Consider the following 22,873-nt stretch of genomic DNA (forward strand, 5'->3'; position numbering starts at 1 on the left):
TATTCGATGTCGTGTATTTACTTGGTGCTCTTCTGGTCGGGTTGCCGGTATTGCTCCAGGTCGGCATTGCCCAGGAGCAGCTGCAGGTCGGACTTGGCAGCCAGAAAATCGTAGATGGCCTGGTTGTACGAGAGGCGTGAATTGGTGAGGGCCAGGTCGGCGTCGTTAAGTTCGATGAAGGTAGCCGACCCGATTTCGAAACTCTTCTGCATGATGGCGTATGCCTTCTCGGCCTGACGGACCCCCTCCTTGTTCGAGGCTATCTGCTTGACCGACTTCTGGATATTATCCATCGACATCTGCACCTGCATCGAGAGGGTGTTCAACAGATTGTCGCGCTGCAAGCCCAGTTGCAGGACGTTCGACTTGGCCTGCTTGATGCGGAAGTGGCGTGCCCCACCCTGGAAGATGGGCAGCGAAAGCGAAAGCCCTATCGACGAATAGGGGCTCCAGCGGAAGTCGCTGAACATGCCGCCGTCGCTCATCGAAATCCAGTTGTAGTTGGCCGTGGCCGAGAGCGTGGGGAACCACGCCATGCGCTGCACGTCGACCGCTTTCTTGAGGTAGGCGGTCTGGAGGTCCAACTGGCGCAGGTCGGTATTCTGCTCAAGCGAGGTGTCGATGTTCATCGTCTCCTCATACATCGAGGCTTCATAATCTTCGAGCCGGTCGGTGGGGGTAATCTCCAGAGCCATGTCGACACCCATCAGCACCTTCAACTGCAGCTTGCTCAGCTTCACGCTGTTCTCGGTTTGCAGCAGGGTGGGCTCGAGGTTGCGCACCTGCACATCGGCCCGCAACACGTCGTACTCCGAAGCCGTTCCCTGCTCGAACTTGTGCTTGTAGTCCCGGGCATTGAGCACGGCATTGTCGTAGCTCATCTTGATAACCTCGTAGGAGTTCTGGGCCAACAGCAGGTTGTAATAGGCCTTCTCTACCTGATTGACCATGCTGAGCCGCGACGAACGGGCCGACTCGACGGCTTGCTCGATATCGGCACTCGAGAGTTGCACACTCTTCCACAACTGCGGGGCAATGATGGGCAGCGAAGCGCTGAGGCCCACCGAATAGGTGTTGTCGGTGCCCACCTTCATACCGGTCTCGCCCGACGAAGAGGAGCCGCCGCCCAACTGGGGCACCTGGAACTCGGGGTGCAGTTGCCCGATGGTATTGTAAATAGGTGCAAACATGGCGCTCATGTCGAAGGCCTCGGTATCCATGTACATGGTCTGTTTCTCGATGGTGCGACTATACGAAGCCGACCCGTCTATGCGGGGGAAGAGTCCGGCGATGGTCTCTTTCTTGGAGTAGTCTTTCTTCTCAATCTCCATATCGGCCACTTTAATCGTAGGATTCTCGTTAAGGGCGATGCCGATGGCGGTCTTCAAATCGAGGACCAGCGTTTGGATCGGCTGGGTTTGAGCCGGCAGGATAGCCGGCCAAAGCGACAGAGCCAACAGGGCTGCGACTCGGGACACGAGCTTGTTTCTGTCCATAGTTTCTTCGGTTATTAAAGGTTTCTATTTGTATGCTACTATCTATATCTATACTGCTCTACTGTATCATTTGTTTTCGCGACCGGCAAAAAATTCGTCGGCATAGCGCACCCCTTCGGGCGTAGCGATACCCCGGATAAAACTTTTGAATATGGTCTCGAAAATTTCGGTAAAGGTGTATTTCGACTTGAATATCTGGTCTGAGTTTTTCAATAGTTCAAATTGCAGAGAGAGCAGCGTGCCCACAATCTCGAGATTGATGTCGCTGCGTATCATCCCCTCGCCTATTCCCTCGCGCAGCAGGTCGAGAATGGCATGCTTGTGAGTCTCCTTCTCCCGGACATAGCGATCGTAAACCTTGGGATAATAGCGCTCCATGTCGATGAAGTAGGCCGGGCTGGCATTGCGCATGAAACAGAGTATATCTTCGTGCACCTTCAGCAACAGTTCGATGACATTCTGCCGTTGGGCATAGTAGGTTTTCAGCCGCACGTTGCGGTCGTCCTCGGCCTTCTCGAGACAGGCCAGCAACAGCTCGTTCTTCTCCTTGAAATTCTCGTACAGCGTGCGCTTCGACATGCCCAGTCTTGCGGCAATCATATCCATCGTGACGGCTTTGATTCCATAGTGCAAAAACATGGGAGTGGCTTGCTCGATTATGCGCAGTTGCAGCTCGTTCATCATAAGTTCTCTACTGAAAATCGGAGCAAATGTATAGAAAACTTTGAAAACTCCGAAAGTTTTCTGCGGCATATTATCCCCGTTCTCTGTTAATAATCATAAACAGCATGCGACATTCCCCCGCCCTCGCTCAAACCCAACCTTGCCCCAGGGCACGCCTCGATTCGGGCGACGAGGAAGCTGCGACCGGTCACGAAATCGGGAAGAGCGGCCGGCTTTAAAACAAGCACGGCCCGATTCTTACGAACCGGACCGACACTTGTTCATTACGGCTATTCCCTTACTTGCCCTCGCCGATGGTGGCAATGATGCCCATCTTGGACTCGGCAAAGAATTTGAGGATATAATCGATTTCGGGACTGGGAGCCACAACCTCCTTGATACGCAGAATCGCATTCTCGAGGCTGGTGCCCGACGAGTATACCTGACGGTAGGCCAGCGCGATATTCTCGATGGTCTCTTCGCTGAAGCCTTGACGCCGCAGGATAAAGGCATTGATACCCTTGTACATGATGGGGTTGTGTGCCGCCAGGATATAGGGAGGTATATCCTTGCTCGTGCGGCAACCGCTCTTGACGAGGGTCCAGCTACCCACACGACACTTCTCCTTTACAATCACACGGCCGGCCAGAATGGCTTTGCTGTGGATGTGGCATTCGCCCGAGAGGTCGCAATCGATGCCCAGGATACAGTCGTCGTCGACCCGGCAATCGTGACCGATGCGGGTACCCTTCATCATACAGATGTGGTTGCCGATGACGGTCTCGCCCGCGGGATGAGTAGCGCGGTTGATGATGACATACTCGCGAATGATATTGTCGTTGCCGACAGTCAGTCGAGTGGGTTCACCCTTGTAGTGGAAGTCTTGCGGCTCGGCACCGAGGATAGCCCCTTGAAAGACCCGGTTGTTTTTTCCCATGACCGTTCCCGCCAATATACTGGCGTATGGATATATCACACAGTTGTCACCGATGACAACATCTTTGTCGATATAGGCAAAGGGATGTATGGTTACGTTGTTTCCAATCACCGCTTTGGGATCGACGTATGCTAACGGACTAATCATAGTATCTAAGTTTTACGTTTTTACTTTGTATTTTCCTCGATCTCACGGCCACCGCCCAGAGCATGATAGAGATTGATGACGGCTACCATGCACTGATACGAATCGGATACTTGCGACAACTGGGCGTTGAGCAACGACTGTTGGGCCGTCAATACCTCGAGGTAGGTCGAGGTGCCCAAGGTCATCAACGACATGGTAGACTCGACTGCCTTCTCGAGCGAGGCTACCTGCAAGTCGCGGTTGACCAGCGTCTCTTTGGTCGTCTGTATCTGATAGAGGGCGTTGCTCACCTCTTCGCCGGCATTGAGGATGGCCTGCTGGAAGTTGATGGCGGCAATCTGCTGTTGAGCCTTGGCGGCTTTGAGGTTGGCTATGTTGCTGCCCCGGTTGAAAATGGGCTGAACCAGCGAAGCGGCAGCCGAGAGCAACAGTTTGCCCGGATTGACAATGGCGCTACCGGCCGAGTTGGTCCAACCGGCCGAACCCGAAATCACGATGTTGGGATAGAAGGCCGAGCGGGCAATGTTGGTCGAATAGTAGGCTGCAGCCAGCGAAAGTTCGGCCGAACGCACGTCGGGACGGTTGGCGAGCAACTGTACGGGTACGCCCACCTGATACATCTCGGGGAGCTTCTGGTCCTGGAATTTGCCGCGCTTAATCGATTGCGGAGCCTGATACAACAGGGTCGAAAGGCTGTTTTCGGTCTCGCGGATTTGCTGGCGCAACGTAGGGATGGAGGCAGCAATCATGTAGTTGTTGGCCTCGCTCTGAGCTACGGCAGCCTCGTTGGTCATACCGCCTACCTTCATGGCCCGGATGGTCTCGACGCTCTTCTGCCAGATCTTGGCGGTCTCCTCGGTGATGGCAAGCTGCTCGTCGAGCATCAACAACGTATAGTATCCGTTGGCAATGGTGGCGATGAGTTGCGTGCGCACGGCCTGCTTGTAAGCCTCGGTCTGCATCAGCATGGCCTTGGCATTGCGCTTGGAGTTGAGCAGGCGGCCGAAAATGTCAATCTCCCAACTGGCCGAAACGGGGGCATTGTAGGTCCAGGTACCCTTGCTGCTGTCGAAGCTGCTCACGCCGCCTTGCGGAGTGAGGCTAAGCGACGGCAGGAATGCCAGTTGAGCGGCGGTGAAGCTGGCCTGAGCAGCCTCGACCTGAAGCATGGCCGACTGCAAGTCGCTGTTCTTCTCCAACCCCGTGCGAATGAGGTCTTGCAGGATGGGGTCGGTGAAGACCTCTTCCCACGGCAGGTCGCCGAAGCTGGCCGTATCGGCTGCAAGGGTGTCGGTATCGGAGACCGTATCCCGGAACAAACCCTCGACCATTACATCGTCGGGCCGATGGTATTTATTGTATATGTGGCAACTGTTTAAGGTGGTAGCCATAGTCAAACCACATACCGTATATAAAAGGATTCGTTTCATATATTCTCTGTTTTATATCGCGTTCTATTTTATTTGGAATACTGCTCAATCTCCGAGCGTACCTCCGAGTTGTCCAAATCATCCCATTTGAGCGGTTTGATCTTCTCTTGAATAATCTCGAATACCACAAACAAAGCGGGCACGATGAATATCTGGCAAATCATACCGATGAGCATACCGCCCACAGCACCGGCACCCAGGGTACCGTTACCGTTGGCACCTACACCCGTGGCAAACATCATAGGCAACAGACCGATGACCATGGCCAACGACGTCATCAGGATAGGCCGCAAACGGGCGGCGGCTCCGTCGATGGCGGCATTGATGATAGGCATACCGGTACGACGGCGGTCGAGGGCGAACTCGACGATAAGAATCGCATTCTTGGCCAACAGACCGATAAGCATGATCAAGGCAATCTGCAGGTAGATGTTGTTCTCGACTCCCATGATGAGGGCGAAGATGAAGCTACCGGCCAGACCGAACGGTATCGAAAGGATTACCGACAGAGGCAGCACGTAGCTCTCGTACTGGGCACTCAACAACAGGTAAACGAATACCAGACAGAGCACGAAGATGATGGCCGTGGTACCGCTGCTCGAGCTTTGTTCCTCACGGGTCATACCCGAGAACTCGTAGCCGTAACCTACGGGCAGGGTCTCGGCGGCTACCTCCTCGAGGGCCTTGATGGCCTCACCCGAGCTGTAACCGTCGGCGGGGTTACCGTTGATCTTGATCGAGGTAAACATGTTGAAACGGTTGATGTTATCGGGACCATAGACCTTGCGCAGGGTAATGAAGTTGGTAATGGGCGCCATCTCGGAACCGTTGCGAATCTTGATGTTGTTGAGGCTCTCGGGGCTTACACGGGCACTGGGCTCGGCTTGAATCATCACCCGGTAGAGTTTACCGAACCGGTTGAAGTTCGACGAATACATACCTCCGATGTAACCCTGCATGGCCGTGAGCACATCGCTCGGGCTGATGCCGGACTGTTTACACTTGGCCACGTCGACATCGACCATGTATTGCGGGAACGAGGGGTTGAACGTAGTCGAGGCCATGGCAATCTCGGGTCGTTTCATCAACTCGGCCAGGAAGTCCTGGGTCACCTCGTAGAAGCGGTCGAGCGAACCACCGGTCTTATCCTGCAAGTTCAACTCGAAACCGTTACTGATACTATAACCCGGAATCATAGGCGGTGCGAAGCAGAGCACACGGGCATCTTTTATCTCGGTAGCGAACTTCGAGTAGAGGGCTCCGATTACCGAGTTGGCATCCATACCCTTGTCGGTACGCTCGCTCCAGTCTTTCAGTTTGACGATGAACGATCCGTAAGTATTACCCTGACCGCCGATGAAGCTGAAGCCCACAATCTGCGTACGGCCCTTCACGGCGGGGTGCAACCCGATGATACTGTCGACCTGCATGAGCACTTGCTCGGTACGCTCTTGCGAGGTACCCGGCTGCAAGTCGGCCGTAATCATGATGGTACCCGTATCTTCGTTGGGCACCAGACCCGTAGGTGTCACGTTCATCAGCACTACCAGAATAATGATAGCCACGATAACACCGGCAAAGGAGAATTTCTTATGATGTACAAAATGTTTTACACCGTTTTTATATTTACCCAGCAAGGTATCGTAAGCGGCATTGAAGGCCGTGTGGAAACGGTCGATAAAGGTCGACTTCTTATGACCCTCACCGCTCTTGTCGTGCGGTTTCAGCAAGATGGCACACAGGGCCGGGCTCAACGTCAAGGCGTTGATAGCCGAGAAACCGATGGCGAAGGCCATGGTAAGACCGAACTGACGGTAGAAGGTACCCGATGTACCGGTCATGAAACTAACGGGGATAAACACCGACATCATCACCAGCGTAATCGAGACGATGGCTCCCGAGAGCTCGCGCATGGCATCGATCGAAGCCTTACGCGGCGACTTGTATCCCTGGTCCAACTTGGCATGGACACCCTCGACGACCACGATCGCATCGTCGACCACAATCGCAATGGCCAATACCAAGGCGCAAAGGGTAAGCAGGTTGAGGCTGAAGCCCATCAGATACAGGGCGAAGAAGGTACCGATAAGCGATACCGGGATGGCGATGGCGGGAATCAACGTCGAACGGAAGTCTTGCAGGAAGATGTATACCACGAAGAACACCAGAATGAAGGCCTCGATAAGGGTCTTGATTACCTCGTGAATCGAAGCGAACAGGAAGTCGTTGGCATTCAGCGTAGTCTCTATTTCCATACCGGCCGGGAGGTCTTTGCGAATATCGTCGAGCAGGTCGGTAATATCGCCGATAATCTCGGTAGCATTCGAACCTGCCGTCTGGTAAATCATGGAGCTCACGGCGTTGTGGCCGTTCTGGAAGTTCTTAAACCCGTAGGTCAAACGGCCCAGCTCGATGTCGGCTACATCTTTCAGATAGAGAATCTGACCGTCGGCATCGGCCCGAATGACCATGTCGCCAAACTCCTCGGGGGTTTGCAGACGGCCCTTGTAGGTGAGCACATACTGGAACGACTGGTTACCCTGGTCACCGAACTGACCGGGGGCGGCCTCGATGTTCTGCTCGGCCAGCACGGCGGCTATATCGGTAGGCATCAATCCGTATTGTGCCATCACGTCGGGTTTGAGCCAGATACGCATCGAGTAGTCGGTAGCCATTACGTTGGCATCGCCCACACCCGGGATACGTTGTACCAGAGGGATTACGTTGATTTTGGCGTAGTTCTCGAGGAACTCGAGGCTATACCGGTCGTCGGGGCTGTAAAGCGAGAATACCATCAGCATACTGGTCTGTCGCTTCTGGGTAATCACACCCACCTGCGTTACCTCGGCCGGCAGCAGGTTCAAGGCTTTCGACACCCGGTTCTGCACATTCACGGCAGCCATATCGGGGTCGGTACCCTGTTTGAAATATACGGTGATGGAGGCCGAACCTGTGTTGGTGGCGGTCGACGTCATGTACATCATGTCTTCCACACCGTTGATCGACTCCTCCAAGGGAGCGATTACACTATTCAAGATAGTCTGGGCATTGGCACCCGTATAGGTTGTAGAGACCTGTATCGTAGGCGGTGCAATATCGGGGTATTGCGTGATGGGCAAAAATACAAGTCCGATAAGGCCCAATATAACCATGAAGATGGATATCACGGTCGACAATACCGGGCGATTGATAAATCTGTCTAACTTCATAATTTCTTCCTATTTTGAAGTTGAGGGTTATTATTTGTTTTGTGCTTGAGCCTGAGCCTGACCTTGAGCCTGAGCTCCGGCTACCTGAATGGTCATACCGTCCTTGAGGGTATTGACACCTTCTACCACGATGCGGTCGCCAGCCTTGAGGCCCGAGAGCACCATGTAGTCTTTACCGTTGTCGATCGACGAGATGGTGATTTCGGTCGATTTTACCGTAGAGTCGTCGTTGACTACGTAAACAAACTTCTTGTCCTGAATCTCATAGGTAGCTTTCTGGGGCACCAGCAGGGCGCTGTCGCTCTTCATCGGAATCATAATCACACCCGCGCCGCCGCTACGCAGCAACTTGTGCGGGTTGGCAAAGGTGGCACGCATGTTCGACGAACCGGTCTGCGTGTCGATGATACCGCTGATGGTCTCGATTTCGCCCTTCAGGGGATAGATGCTGCCGTCGGAGAGCTTGAGCGATACGGCCGGAAGTTTCGACAAGAAATTGTCGGCACCGTATTGGGCGGCCAGTTCCAGAATCTGACGCTCGGTCATCGAGAAGTAGACATACATCTCGGCGTTGTCCGACACGGTGGTGAGCGGCGTAGCCGACGAAGGCGATACCAGGCTACCTACCCGGAAGGGAATCTCGCCTACCACACCGTCGAGCGGGCTGGTTACGCGGGTATACGAGTCGTTGTTGCGGGCATTCACCAACTGAGCCTCGGCCTGAGCCAGTTGAGCCTTGGCCGACGCGTAGGAGTTCTCGGCCATCTGCAAATCGTACTCGCTGATGATGTCGCGGCGTTGCAACTCGCGCTTGTTTTCGGCCGTCAGTCGGGCAGTCTCGGCATTGGCGCGAGCCACCTCGACATTGGTCTCGGCTACCTTCAGAGCAGCCTTGTAAGGCACCGTATCGATTACGAAGAGCACCTGGCCTTTACGCACGACCGAACCCTCGTCTACCCGCAGTTCGGTAATAAAGCCGCTTACATTCGGCCGTATCTCAATATCCCGTTTACCTTTGATTGCGGCAGGATAGTTACTATACCACTCCATTGAGTCGGGCTCCAATGTCATCACGGCATACTCACGAGCCATTCCACCTGTCTGAGCATTTTTCCCTCCACAGGAAAACAAAAAAATACAAAGCATCGCACCTGCGATGGGTTGAATAAAATTTTTGGTCAGTTTCATATTCATAAGTAACAAAATATTATTGTCGACGTTGGTACTCTGTTTAAACTTTATATTAACAAATGTTAATAAATATCCTATTCATAGACTCTCTCTGCTCCTATAAAATGACTTACTACCCCAATAAACAGGGACTTTTGCCAGCTTTTTCAAATGCCACAAATTTAGGAATAAAGTCTGTATAATAGCTGGAAATAATGAAAAAATAAAATAAAATAAAATTTATATATTTCGCCATACAATCTTTCTTATACCTATTCGACTGCAAAGATAAATTCTTCCTACTGTACGAACTGGTTCTTTATCACCGATATTTAGTTCTATTTTTCCGATTCGAATACTTTCCGGCCAAAAATCTGTCCATATCTACACGCTTTGTCAACCGGTCGAGGAATTTTCGACGAATATATCGGATTTTTGTACCATACTTTACTGGATACCAACCGATATGCAACGGCACAAAGGGAAATGAATCGGGCGACAACGGCTCATGCACCAATACAAAATCGGAAGAGAGCCTATTGCCTGCCAGCCTCCAAAAACAGAGGCGACCGCTCTCCTCGCCTCGGTCCTGTCCTCCTGACCGGTCGTGCACACTTTCGCACACAACCCGTTCGCAAGAAGAGAGAACTTGGAAGAAGAGAACGGCCGCCCGCCAAAAGAGCGAGGTATCGCCTTAAATCTCCTTTATCGAAATGGCATATCCTCCACCGGGAGCGACATACTGTTTCAATTTCGATTTCGAAGTAACCTTGATTTTTCTGATTTCATACTTCTGAGGATTCGTCAGGTAGTGAGTCTCTTTCGTATCGCTGTAAACCGTTGCCTCGTATTTCTTTCCCTTATCCAGGAAATCGAAACTGATTTCGGAGACACGGGCGTTGTAACCGCCTACACTACCGACAAACCACTCGCCCGTCTTTTTAGCCTTGCGGGCTATGGTTATATATTCGGCCGGCTCGGCTTCGAGATAGACGCTCTTCTCCCACTCCATGGCTACATCCTTGATGAACTGAAAGGCATCGGCAAACCGCTCGTAGGTCTCGGGCAGATCGGCCGCCATCTGCAAGGGACTGTACATGGTCACATACAGAGCCAGCTGATTGGCGATAGTCGTGTTGGCATGCGAGTGGTTGTTGGGGTTGTACTTGCTGATGTCCATTTCGAAGATACCGGGCGTGTAGTCCATGGGGCCACCGATGAGCCGGGTAAAGGGCAAAATGGCCACGTGGTAGGGCTTGCTGCCGCCGAAGGCCTGATACTCGGTACCCCGGGCCGACTCGTTGCCGATAAGGTTGGGATAGGTACGGCATATACCCGTGGGACGCACGGCCTCGTGAGCATTGACCATGATTTTGTACTGGGCCGCTTTTTCGACGGCATACTGGTAGTGGTTGACAATCCACTGGCTGTAGTGATTTTCACCGCGCGGAATGATGTTGCCCACATAGCCGCTCTTCACGGCCGGATAACCGTTGTCGACCATAAACTGGTAAGCCTGGTCGAGATGGCGCTCGTAGTTGCGAATCGAGGCCGAGGTCTCGTGGTGCATGATCATCTTCACCCCTTTGCTCTTGGCATAGTCGCGTATCTCCTCGAGGTTAAAGTCGGGATAGGGTGTTACGAAATCGAACACATAATCTTTGGAGTTTCCGAACCAGTCTTCCCAGCCGATGTTCCACCCCTCGACCAGCACGGCGTCGAAGCCGTTTTCAGCCGCAAAGTCGATATAGCGTTTCACATTTTGGGTGTTGGCCGAGTGACGACCGTGGGGCTTGGCCTTGGCATAGTCGGTCACCCCCAGTTGTACCGAGGGGAAATCCCACGTATAGGACCAGTCGCCCATGCCGGTAATCATCTCCCACCACACGCCTACATACTTGCAGGGTTTAATCCACGAGGTATCCTCGATTTTGCAGGGGTCGTTCAGGTTGAGCGTGATGCGCGAGGCGAGGATGTCGCGGGCATCGTCGCTGACGATAACCGTGCGCCAGGGCGAGTGACAGGGTGTCTGCATGTAGCCCTTGTCGCCTTGCGAATCGGGGGTAAGCCACGAGGTGAAAATCATGTGCTCGTCGTCGAGATTGAGGTGCATGCAGGCATAATTGATAAGCGCAGCCTCGTGCAGGTTGATGTAGAGGCCATCGTCGGTCTTGAGCATGAGGGCCGTCTGCACGCCTGTGGGCGAGAAGCTGGTTTGCGAGAGGTTCTCGGTGATGGCACCGGCCTGCAGGCCGCGGATCTCGGAGAGGCGCGATACGGTGTAGTCATACTCCTGCGTATCGTAGTCGCCCGGAATCCAGTAGGCCGTGTGGTCGCCGGTCATGGCAAACTGGGTGCACTCTTCCTTGATGACAAAATAGTTCAGGTTCTTCTGTTGCGGAAATTCATAACGGAAGCCCAACCCGTCGTCGAACAGACGGAAACGCAGCACCATTTCGCGGTCGGTATTTTTCTGACGCAGAGTCACCGCCAACTCGTTGTAGTGGTTGCGTATCGAAGCCTCTTCACCCCATACGGGAGTCCAAGTTTCGTCGAATGTGGAACAGGCCGTATCGGCTATGCAAAACCCGGTCATCAGCGAATAGGGTGTACCCTCGTTCTTCTCGTCCAGGTCGTTGAAGTCGCGCCGCTGCGACTCGCCCTTGAGTTCGATACCCAGATGGCTGGGTGCAATTACCGTTTTTCCCTTATATTGCAATGTATACGTAGGACGACCTTTCTCTATCGAGAAATCCATCTGCAACTGTTTGTTGGGCGACAGCAAGGTCTGTGCCGAAACGGCCATGCTGCAAAGTACAGCCGCCACCCCTATTTTCAAAGCTTTTCGATTCATGATTTATATTTATCTGTATATTTTATTCATTAGTCTTTCAACAGTTTGCACACTGTCATTTGCCCTTCTTCCGAGATTCTCACCAGATAAGTACCCTTGTTCAGTTGGGCAATATCCAGAGTCGATACACTACCGTTCAATCTTTGTTGCATCACGCACTGGCCGTTTATCGAAAAAATCTCTATTTCCCCTTCGTTTGAGGCCAGATGCACATTGATCAAATCTTTGGTCGGATTGGGATAGACATAACTCTGATCTGCAACCGGAGTCTGCACACCCGTGCTCTCCTTGCTTATGCTGTAAACCAGAGTCTGGTCGTTGAACCGTATCGTATAATCGCCGGTAGTCTCAATGGTAAATTTGAGGTTGGGCTTGCCGCCTGTGGTCTCGACGGCCGTTCCGGCCAAGCCTTCTACACCACCCCAGTCCTTGTCGCTCCAGTTGTTAGTGTTGGCAAATTTCAACTCCCACTCTCCGGCCGGGATATTCACGTCGGTTACCTCCCATTGGTTGTCGGCCACCAGTTCCATGTAACCGGCACCCAGAGTCCAGTTGTTGTAGGTACCGCCTACATAAATCTCCTTTTGTACCGAGTCGTATGTGCGAACGACAGCATACTGCAGGGTGTGAGGATTAAAGGTAATGTAATAGTTTCCGCTCGTCTCGATGGTAAACTTGATGTTCTTGCAACTCTCGTCGGGGCCCTTCACGGCAGTACCCGTCAGGCCGTTGTTCCCGTCGGGAGCACCCCAATCGGTATCGCTCCAGTTGTCGGTATTGGCAAACTTCATTTCATAGGTGCCGGCTTCGAAATAGAGGCGGTCGCTCGTGAGTGTTCCGTCTTCCGAGGGGTCTTTGAGCATGAGGCGTTTGTCTTCGTCGCCATTGAACCAGTTGGTAAAGGAACCGGCAATAAAGTAGGTGCCGATCTTGCTCAAATCGAGCGACTCGGAAACATCGGCTACTTTCGGTACCCGAATCGTATTGCTGCTCGTCCAGTCGGAGTATTGAGTTTGCTCGCCACCGACAACAGCTACCCTGAAATAGCGGGCCGGACGTTCAAAACTGCCTTCGGTTTGGGTGATGCTTACCAACAGCGAATCGGCATTATACTCCGTACAGGAGAATTGCAACAGGGCATAGTCGCCGTTCCGGTATTCAAAGCCTTCGCCCTCGTCGTCGTACAAGGCACCTTCGGCCTGACCGTTGTCAAGCGGATTTACATACAGCGTAATGGAGTCGCACGTGTACTCGGCCGTGCTCTGAATGTCGTGACCCAGATAAGGCAGAATGGCACCCGAGCGAAGTGCTACGATGGCTTGATAACCGTCGTCCTCGGCTTCCAGTGTCAGCTCGTCCCAGTCGCCACCGGGCAAGGTGGGGTTGACAGCCCAGCGCGGAATCACGAGCAGGTCACCGCCCAACAGGAAGGCTTGTTGCTCTTCGCGCAAACTTTCGTCGGTCAAATCGGCAAAGAATACCGGGCGCATGACGGGCATGCCCGTTTGAGACGATTCGCGGAACAGCGTATAGAAATAGGGCAACAGATGGTAACGGCGGTTCACGGCGTTGCGGGCCACCTTCTCTATCTTGCTGCCAAAAGCCCAGGGCTCTTGAGCGTGTTCCGACGTGTGATTACGCGAGAAGGGGTAATAGGGAGCAAGCGCAAACCAGTGGCCCATCAGGTCGGCATTGCCGATGCGGCCGTATCCGCCAACGTCGGGGCCGCCGAAAGGTTGTCCCGAGAGGCCGAGGTTGAGCAGTACGGGAATCGTCAGCTTCAAGTGTTTCCACGTGTCGAGATTGTCGCCGGTCCACGTAGCGCAATAGCGTTGTGCACCCAGGTGATTGGCACGGGAGAGGAGGAAGGGACGCTTGTCGGGGCGGCTCTGCATGAGGCCTTCGAAAGAGGCTTTCGTCATCAACGACCCGTACAGATTGTGATAGCGCATGTGAGGCCCGGCAGCCAAATCGCCGCCACCGCGATGCCAGTTGGTCGTGAGCATGGTCCACTCGGGGGTATTGAACACGCCCGGTTCGTTCATGTCGTTCCAGGCACCGTCCATATTGTTTTCCTTGTAGAACTCGCCATAGAGGCCGGCCCACCATTCGCGAGTCTCGGGCCGCGTGAAGTCGGGGAACTTGCACATGCCCGGCCACACTTCGCCCTCGTAGTCGGTCACCTTGTCTTCGGTTTTCACCCAGTGATCGCCCTCTTGTCCTTGCTGATAGACAATGTAGCTATCATCGATTTTCACACCCGGGTCGGTAATGTAACCGGCCTTGAAGTTACGGCTGTGAAGCGAGTCGTTCATGGCCAGCGGATTGGGAACTCCGGCTGCCGAGAAGTAATCGGAATCGTCGTAGGTGAAAAGACGTTTCCCATCCATATAGTCGATGTCGAACCAGATGACGTCGCACGGGTGATGGCGACGACGCATCTCGCTGGTAATCCACAGGACATCGGCCGGTTTGTACGACGGGTTATAGCGCGACTGGTGGTACCCGATAGCCCACAGCGGCGGCAGGTTGATGGTACCCGTCAGTTCGCCCAAGGCCTGCATCATCTCGGCCGGAGAGTTACGCTCGATAACGACCACCCGGAAAGAGGGACCTTCGCTGGTGATTTTCATCGGGTTCGTCAGGTTAATCTCCGAGCGCCAACTGTTGTCGGCAATGATGCCGAAGGTTTTGCCATCGGGACGTACACCCATGATCCAGGGGTGCGACTGATAGAGCCCCTCTTTGTAATAGCCATAGTTGTCGTTGTTCCACAGAGGAATATCATAACCGTTACGGCGCAAATTGCCGTTTACAAGCCCCGTTCCGTACAGGTCGACATTGTCGCTGTAAGCAATCTCTACCAGGGTTTTCCCGTTATCGTCGGTTTTGAAAACCGGACGTATCTCCCAGTCGGACGGCACATCGCCCTGCCGGGTCAACTCTTTCTGTATGGCAAACGAGGCCAAAGTTTGTGTCGAATCGAAATCGGCCGGATAGAATACCGCCATTCGATCGCCACACAAAAATTCTTCTTGAGCATGCACGCCGATAGAGGCACACAGCATCAAAACAGACAGCAATTTGTACTTCATAAAAAACTATATTTCAAAATAAGCAATCTTGTAACTTCTTTTCTATTCGTCGCGGCAGAGCCGGCCGGGCCGAGGCAATCCCCTGCAGGACTCCTCCCCCAGCCCGCTTCCGAGATCTCAATATTCCACGACAATCATGTCCCAGTATTTCAAGGCCGGGAGGGTTGTGGTTATCTTGCCGCCGGCATATTCATACTCGAGCGGTATGGCCACACCGTCTTTCACATCGGGCGAAGCCACCCATACGGCTTTGGGATTCTGTTTGACGGCAAAGCTCACATTCACGGCTTCCAGCAAATCGGGCTCACCCTGGTTGGCATTGGTGTCGCACCAATCGAGGTGTGTGGCATTGCGATAGCTCAACAGGTGTATCACATCGCGGTCGTCGAAGCGTTTGCCCACGGTGGCAATCTGGCCTCTCACGGGTCCCCACTGGTTGAATGCAATATCGCCGGACGTCGAGGTGACATCGATACCGTACCATTCGCCACCGTCGCGCAACAGGTTCTGGTAGGCGGTGAGAAAATCGTAGTAGTGGATAAGCGCAATCTTCAACTCACCCCGCATCGAGAGGTTGTTGTTGGGGAAATACTCGTTGCAAAGCAGATGCTCGCCCAGTTGCAGAATAGAACCGCCCCAGGCAAAAGCGGCCGCACTACCCATGAGGATACCGGGCGTATTGAAATAGCTGCGCCCCTTGCGTCCGTGCTCGTAATTCATATAAGCGGCCAGAACCGTCTTCTTGCCATTGGACCACTTGTCGTTGTTGGTAATGATGTCGGAGAAGATGGTATATCCGCGGTCGTCGCTGTGGTCCCACACCTCGGTGTAGAGGAAGTCGACAGGAGCTTTCGAAATCTGGTTCTCCTGGCCATACTGGCCCACGGCATTCATCACGAGCGACTTGTCGGGATTGGCCTCTTTCATGCTCTCGATAAAGTGCTTGAAAGTCTGGTCGAGATAGACCCGGTTGCCATAATAGTCATAGGTTTCGCCCCGGTCGCCCAACTGGTCTATCTGGTAGCCGTCGAAATCGAACACGGCATATACGTCGCTGTTCTGCTTGGTGATGTAGTCGATCCAGGCTTCATTGCCCGAATTGACAATATAGATGCTGCTCTTGAAAGGCGATCCCAGCTCGTGGCAATCCTTACGCACATGGCTGGCATCCTTGAAGAGATACCACTCCTCCTGCACGCCATCTTCGGCGGCATCGGCAAGGGCACCGTAAGCCAGGTTGTAGAACAACGACTTCATGCCATACTGATGCGATTTTTCGATATATCCCTCTACCGTCTTCTTGTAGCAGTCGCGGTTGATGATGTCGGTCCACACCTCCATCGGTGCCGACGGCGTACCGGCCAGGGGTTTGTGGTGCTTGTAGTGCCAGTCCTGGAATTGCACGTAGTTGATGTGATGGCGATTGAGGTCGGACATGACGTCGGATATATCCTGGTCGGTCATGTTGCCATAGGCCGAGAGGAAACCGTTGCGCGGGAACCGGTCGGGGGTCGACGATACATCGACGGCAATGCTGCCATAGACGGTCTCTACCCCGTCGGCATCCTTGCTGTACAGGTCGACCATATAGCCCTGATAGTCGGCGGCAGGCGGCTGCCAGCTCCAGCTGCAGCTACTCAGCGGAGCCTCCTCGAGGGTGGTACCCAAATGACGGTAACGTACCATCACGTTGGAAGCCCCTTGAATGAGCTTGTTGAGCGTGAAATTCACAGCCTCGCCCGGAGCATAGCAGGCTTTATCGGTATTGAGTTGTACCTCCATGTAACCATCGCCATAGGTGATGGGATCGTTCTCTATGTCAAAGCGGTTGCAGGCCGAAATCGACAGGAGAGCCGAAACGGAAAGGTAGGCTAAAAACAGCTTCTTAATCATATCTTTTGAACTTTATAATTTTACGAATGAGATGGTTTCATTTTCCACGTCGATAGTGATGCGGTAATTCCCGGCTTCGCTTATAATCCATTTGTTGTCGGGCTGGTTGCCGATGACGTAGGATCCGTTTTCCGAGATGGGACAGTTGGCCTGCGGAGCCAGTATGAAATCGCCGCCAAAGCTGTGGTCGATTTCGAGCGGGAACTTCAGTTCGCCCTCCGACAGATAGCCTTCATAGGTGAACACGTTGGGATTGGACGAGCTGCGCTGCATCTCGGTGATGTTGTCCCACGACCAACCGCCGGGGGCAGCCGAGCCCATGATCCATACATGCTCGTATCCTACGTAGTTGCCAATCTCCAGAGTATTGCCCCGCAAGTCGAGTGTCACGCTGTACTTGTTGGCAGCCGGTATGTTCCACTGCTTGCTGGCCGTGCCTATATCGTCGACGAGTTGGATGGTCGTGGTACCCAGCCCGTTGTTGTCGAGAGGCTGATAACCGGCACAACCCGTGGTTGCGGTCGTGCTCGAGATGAGCATATTGCCGGCCGACAAGGCTCCGTTGTAGGTAAAGATAAAGGAGTCGTCGCTCGACTGCTCGAGTTTGATGGCCGAGGGTGCAGCCTCGCCTACCAGATAAAGGGTCGAGAAGGGTACCTCGCCGTCGAGGTTGGTGAAGCTGACGGTAAGCAGGTCGAGGTTCACATCGATCAGGTAGTTGCCGGCCTCTTCGATTACCCACTTGTTGTCGGGATAGTCTTCCTCTTTCTCCCGGTAGTGCATCCTGGTGGGGTCGTCGTTGTCGCGCACGTAGCACGGATACCAGTCGCCCAGCTGGGCATTGAACTTGATTTCGCCCTTCTTGAGCATACCCTGCCAGGTGAAGTGCGCAATGTTGTCGTAGTCGCTCGACATGATGGTGGCCAACTGATTGTCCCAACCATTGGGGGTAGCATCGCCGATGATATAGAGGTTGAGCACCCGCCATTTATAGGGAGCGATTCTTACCTCCTTCACAGGCGATACCTGCATGGGGACGGTGGGGTCTGCGACGGTAGCCGTTACCCGCATTTCAAAATCGGTGTATTGCTCGAGGGGAATGGTGGGGAAATAGTGGAGCAAGGTATCGGTAAGCTCCTTGTTGGTAAAGGAGATTACCCGCGAATCGGTCTTGCCGATGTTGTATTTGATACCGTTTTCGAAATTATCGCCCTTCACATCCATCTCGAAAAAATACGAGATAGCTGCACCCGTACCTTGGTTGGTCCCGCTGGTCCAGGTAATTTGCAGAGCCTCCTGGGCATCGCTGCGCTGGTCGCAACGTACCGAATCGGCCGAGAGATTTATCATCAGGGGCGACTCGCCCTTGTCGAGCACAATCTCCTCCTCACACCCGACCAGACCGACCGAGGCGAGTAATGTCATACCTATTATAGTCTTTGCTTTCATTGTTTTTCAGTCTCTTTGATTAGTAACCCGGATTTTGCGTTAACATCGGATTGGCCTCGATCTCCTGCTGGGGAATCGGGAGCAACAGATGCTTGGAGCTGGCCGATGTCTTCCCTATCGAGTGGAGGAAGTTGAGGGCATAGTTGTCCTTGTAGCGAATCATGTCGAACCAACGGTGACCTTCGAAGGCGAGTTCGATGCGACGCTCGTGGATAATCTTCTCACGCATCTGGGCTTGAGTAAGCCCCTCAATGGTGCTTCGGTCGGTGAGGCCGGCACGTTTGCGTACCTCGTAGAGCGGATCTTCGGCCTGTACGGTGCGACCCAGTTCGTTCAGCGCCTCGGCCTTGAGCAGCAAGATGTCGGCATAACGGGTAACGACCCAGTCGGCGTTGCTCGTGTTGTAGTCGGGCGATTGAGCTTTGGTAAGCAGGAATTTGCGCACGTTGTACCCCGTAGTCGAGTAGGACGAGCTGTATTGTTTGCCGTCGAATGTGGGGCACCCCATGTAGAAGATGGTCTTGTCCTTACGCAAGTCGCCCTCTTCGTATTGGCTTACAAACTCGGCCGTAGGCTGGTTCCAGCCGTAGCAGCCGGCAGCCATGTCGGAGTTGCGGGGCCCCATGAAGGTGCTGGTCCACGAACATTGGTTCTCGTTGCTCCAGAAATCGTAGTTGGTCTTGCCATAATACTGCACCTCGAAGATAGACTCCACGCCGTTCTTTTTAGCGGGGTCAAAAATGTCGGAGTAGTCGCTGGCCAGCTCGTAACCCATCGAGCCTATCTCGTCGCACATGCGCACTACCTCTTCGTACTTGTCGTTGCTGGGCTCGTAGGTCATGTATACCCGGATGAGTTCGGCCATGGCAGCTTCACGGGTAGCACGACCCAGGTCGGTGGTGGAGTACTCCGATTTCTTGGGAAGCAGTGAGATGGCATTCTTGAGGTCCGATGTGATGAGTTCGTAAATCTTGCTTACCGGGGCACGCTCTACCAACAGATTGGTCTCGGAGGTTTGAGGCGTGATTATGTAAGGTACACCGCCGAAAAGCCGTACCAGAATAAAGTAGTAGTGAGCTCTCAGGAAATAGGCTTCGCCCAGGCAACGGTTCTTGAGCGTCTGGTCCATATCCATACCGGGTACATTCTGCAACACGAAGTTGCACCGCAAGATACCGGGCGAAGGACCGCGCCACAAGTCGAGGGCGGCAAAGTTGTCGGCCGTAGCGATAAAGTTGGCCAGGTCGACCGTCTCGATACCGTCGGTACCGCCACCGGCACCCACGACACTGTTGCCGGCCATGATGTCGAGCGTCCAGATGCGCATGTTGTAGAGTTTGGCCCATTGCAGAGGCTGGTAGGCCGCATTGACAGCCGCCACGGCATCCTCGGCGGTTTGGAAACCCTCCGACGTATCGACCGAGTCCCAGGGCTCACGATCCAAGAAATCACTGCAAGCGCTCAACAGCATGGCAAGAGCGCCGAAAATCGATATGATATAAGTTGTTCGTTTCATCGGTGGTTATGGATTAAAAGGTTATGTTCAATCCGAACGTAAAATTACGGGTCACGGGATACACATTATTGTCGTTGCCCGAACCGCTCACCTCGGGATCGAGACCCGTATAGCGGGTAAGGGTAAAGAGGTTCTGTGCCGATACCGACAGGCGTACCTGCTGCATGGCGGCCTTCTTGGTCAGGCGACTGGGCAGGGTGTAACCCAGCGAAATGTTCTTCAAGCGCAGGTAGCTGCCATCCTCGAGGAATCGGTCGGATACCCGGTTGTTCTTATTGGGGTCGCCAAAGACGGCACGGGGCATGGTGTTGCTCGTGCCGGGTCCACGCCAGCGGTCGAGCACGGTCGTCATCTGGTTCTGAGCTACGCTCATGGCCTCGAGCGACGCGCGGTTGCCATTGTAAATCTTGTTGCCGGCTACGCCCTGGAAGAAGATTTCCAGGTCGAATCCCTTGTAGGACAACTGGTTGTTCATGGCAAAAGTCCACGAAGGCGTAGGGCTGCCCAATACGGTACGGTCGTCGTCGTTGATGACACCGTCGTTGTTCAAGTCCTTGAAACGAATATCGCCCGGCTGTGTGCTAGACGTAGGATCGCTGCCCACCGTCTGTATGGCGTGGTTGTCGACCTCCTCCTGCGTCTGGAAGATACCGTCGGTCACATAACCATAGAAGGCGCTGATGGGATAGCCCACCATGTGCACGTTGTTGTCGAAATACATGGGCACGTCGCTGTTCAGGCTGATCAGTTCGTTGTGGTTGTACGACACGTTGGCCGTAGTCGACCAGGTGAAGTCGCCTCCACGGAAGTTGAACGAAGTCAGGGCCAACTCGACACCGACGTTACGCATCAGGCCGGCATTGATTTGCGACACGTTCTCGTCGGAGTAACCCGAAGAGATGGGTACCGACATGGGCACCAGCATATCGTTGGTATTCTTGATATATCCGTCGAGGGTTACCAGCAACCGGCTGTCGAGCATCGAAGCATCGATACCTACGTTGTATTGCTCGACCTCTTCCCAGCGCACATTGGGATTGGGCATCACCCACGGGGCCAAACCCGACACCTGGTTGCCGTTGAAATTGTATTGCACGGTTTGCAGTACCGAGGCATAGGCGTAGTTGCCCACGCTGGCCTGGTTACCGGTAACACCGTATCCGGCACGTATTTTCAGGTCGCTCAACGCAAAACTCTTCTGGAACCACTCCTCTTCGCTCATTCGCCAGGCAAGCGACACCGAGGGGAATACACCCCAGCGGTTGGCCCGGCTGAAACGCGAGCTACCGTCGGCACGCATGGTGGCGGTAAACAGATAGCGATTGTCATAGGTGTAGTTGATACGGCCCATGAACGACAGGAGCGCCCAGTCGCTGCCGTTACCGGTGAGGGTCGGCTCCAGAATACCGTTGGCCAACTCTTGGGCCGAATCGCTGATGAAGCCTTGTATGCTACCGCTCATAAACTCGTAGGTATTGGTCTGGGCCGACGAACCGATCATGGCGGTTACGGCATGCTTGTCGTTGAAGGTCTTGTTGAAGGTGAGCAGGTTGTCCCACAACCAGGTAAAACTCTTGTTGTACTGGCGCGAAGCCTGCGACTCGGGTTGCTCGATAGGCTCCCAGTCGTACTTGGGTGTCCAGCTCTTGCTGTCCCAGAAGAGGGCCTGGATACCAAAGGTGCTCTTAAACGTGAGCCACTCCCACGGTTTTATCTCGGCATAGATATTACCCAGCAGGTTGTAGCCCTTGGTGGTCGAGGTATTCTCCATCATTTTACCGATGGGGTTGGCAATATCGCCCACATACATGGCCAATCCCACAGGGCCGGCCCAAGAGCCGTCTTCGTTTTTGATGGCCTGGGTAGGCAGCGCCTTCATGGTGTTCTGGATGTTGTACTCGCCCTGCGACTTAATGTCGTGGTTGAGCGAAAGGTTGTGCCCCAACTTCAACCATTTGTAGAGTTCGACATCGGAGTTGAACTGAAGCGTAAACCGCTTGTAGTCGGTCGTCTTGATGATACCCTGCTGATCGTAGTAGGTACCCGACACGTAGTAACGGCTCTTTTGCGTACCCCCCGAATAGTTGGCCGAATAGGTCTGCGTAGGAGCATACTGGAAAAGCTCGCCCATCCAGTCGGTACCCTTGCCCAGTTTGGTGGGGTCGTTGAAGAGAGCATACTGGGGTTGTCCGCCGGCACTCATCATCTCGTTGTGTAACGAGGCAAACTGCGTGGCGTTGAGCAACGGCAGGGTGCGTTGCAACTGATCGAACCCGTAGGTCACTTTCAAATTCAGGTTGTTGCGCTCCTGCGAGCCTCGCTTGGTGGTGATGATAATCACGCCATAGGCACCGCGCGAACCGTAGATGGCCGTAGCCGAGGCATCCTTAAGGATGTCGACGCTCTCCACGTCGTCCATGTTGATCATATTCAAAGGTACATCGGTAGGTACACCGTCGATAACCAAGAGGGGGTCGCTGTTGTTAATGGAACCGATGCCTCTGATTTTCATACTCACGTTGCTGCCCGGGGCCCCGCTCGAAACTACCTGCAAACCGGGGGCCCTACCCTGCAAGGCGGCTCCGAGGCTCGGCGACGGCTGACGGGCCAAATCTTTGGAGGAGACCTGCGAGATAGCTCCCGTCAAGTCGCTTTTCTTCTGGATACCATATCCAATGACTACAATCTCGTCGAGCATCTCGTTGTTCTCGTGCATGACAATCTGCATCGTGCTCTGTCCGTTCACATCGGCGTCTTGAGCCACATAGCCTACATAACTGAGATGCAGTACGGGATTGGCCGAACTGAGATTGAGACTGAAATGTCCATCTATATCGGTCACGGTTCGGTTCGAAGTCCCTTTCTCCGATACATTGACACCGATAAGCGGCTCCTGGTTGACGTCGAGAACAGTGCCCTCGACCTTGCTCTGAGCCCATACGGCGAATGGTAACAGGCATAAGAGGATTACACAGCATGTGATCCTGCCCAAATGGTTGTTTTTCATCTATAAT

General features: G+C 53.8%; 12 protein-coding genes. All 12 read right to left on the bottom strand.

Going from position 1 to position 22,873, the window contains the following annotated elements:
* Positions 1–17 precede the first annotated feature (17 nt).
* A complete protein-coding gene (locus NW211_RS03680) occupies positions 18–1,496 on the bottom strand; it encodes a TolC family protein (protein WP_258326962.1) in 1,479 nt (492 codons plus the stop codon).
* A gap of 66 nt (positions 1,497–1,562) precedes the next feature.
* Positions 1,563–2,180 carry a TetR/AcrR family transcriptional regulator gene (locus NW211_RS03685; RefSeq protein ID WP_258326963.1) on the bottom strand — a complete coding sequence of 206 codons (618 nt, stop codon included), beginning with the start codon at positions 2,178–2,180 and terminating at the stop codon, positions 1,563–1,565.
* A 277-nt stretch (positions 2,181–2,457) separates the two neighbouring features.
* Entirely contained in the window at positions 2,458–3,243 is a 786-nt protein-coding gene (lpxA, locus tag NW211_RS03690) for an acyl-ACP--UDP-N-acetylglucosamine O-acyltransferase (protein ID WP_258326964.1), read from the bottom strand.
* Positions 3,244–3,263: 20 nt separating this feature from the next.
* Entirely contained in the window at positions 3,264–4,673 is a 1,410-nt protein-coding gene (locus tag NW211_RS03695; RefSeq protein ID WP_258326965.1) for an efflux transporter outer membrane subunit, read from the bottom strand.
* Positions 4,674–4,702: 29 nt separating this feature from the next.
* Complete coding sequence (locus NW211_RS03700) at positions 4,703–7,882, bottom strand: efflux RND transporter permease subunit (protein ID WP_258326966.1); 3,180 nt, start codon at positions 7,880–7,882, stop codon at positions 4,703–4,705.
* Positions 7,883–7,912: 30 nt separating this feature from the next.
* Positions 7,913–8,974 carry an efflux RND transporter periplasmic adaptor subunit gene (locus NW211_RS03705; protein WP_241147784.1) on the bottom strand — a complete coding sequence of 354 codons (1,062 nt, stop codon included), beginning with the start codon at positions 8,972–8,974 and terminating at the stop codon, positions 7,913–7,915.
* A 772-nt stretch (positions 8,975–9,746) separates the two neighbouring features.
* Positions 9,747–11,906, bottom strand: a complete 2,160-nt coding sequence (locus NW211_RS03710; protein ID WP_087407635.1) for a glycoside hydrolase family 97 protein — start codon at positions 11,904–11,906, stop codon at positions 9,747–9,749.
* Positions 11,907–11,935: 29 nt separating this feature from the next.
* The gene (locus NW211_RS03715; RefSeq protein WP_258326967.1) at positions 11,936–15,001 is read right to left on the bottom strand and encodes a TIM-barrel domain-containing protein; all 3,066 of its coding nucleotides are present in this window, start codon (positions 14,999–15,001) and stop codon (positions 11,936–11,938) included.
* A 117-nt stretch (positions 15,002–15,118) separates the two neighbouring features.
* A complete protein-coding gene (locus NW211_RS03720) occupies positions 15,119–16,894 on the bottom strand; it encodes a glycoside hydrolase family 66 protein (RefSeq protein ID WP_258326968.1) in 1,776 nt (591 codons plus the stop codon).
* A 12-nt stretch (positions 16,895–16,906) separates the two neighbouring features.
* Positions 16,907–18,343 (bottom strand): SusF/SusE family outer membrane protein, encoded by a 1,437-nt coding sequence (locus tag NW211_RS03725; protein ID WP_258326969.1) that lies wholly within the window; start codon positions 18,341–18,343, stop codon positions 16,907–16,909.
* Between the two features lie 19 nt (positions 18,344–18,362).
* Complete coding sequence (locus NW211_RS03730; protein WP_087407639.1) at positions 18,363–19,859, bottom strand: RagB/SusD family nutrient uptake outer membrane protein; 1,497 nt, start codon at positions 19,857–19,859, stop codon at positions 18,363–18,365.
* A 13-nt stretch (positions 19,860–19,872) separates the two neighbouring features.
* Positions 19,873–22,866, bottom strand: a complete 2,994-nt coding sequence (locus NW211_RS03735) for a TonB-dependent receptor (protein WP_258326970.1) — start codon at positions 22,864–22,866, stop codon at positions 19,873–19,875.
* Positions 22,867–22,873 lie beyond the last annotated feature (7 nt).

This window comes from Barnesiella sp. ET7, from assembly GCF_024733785.1.
GTDB lineage: Bacteria > Bacteroidota > Bacteroidia > Bacteroidales > Barnesiellaceae > Barnesiella > Barnesiella merdigallinarum.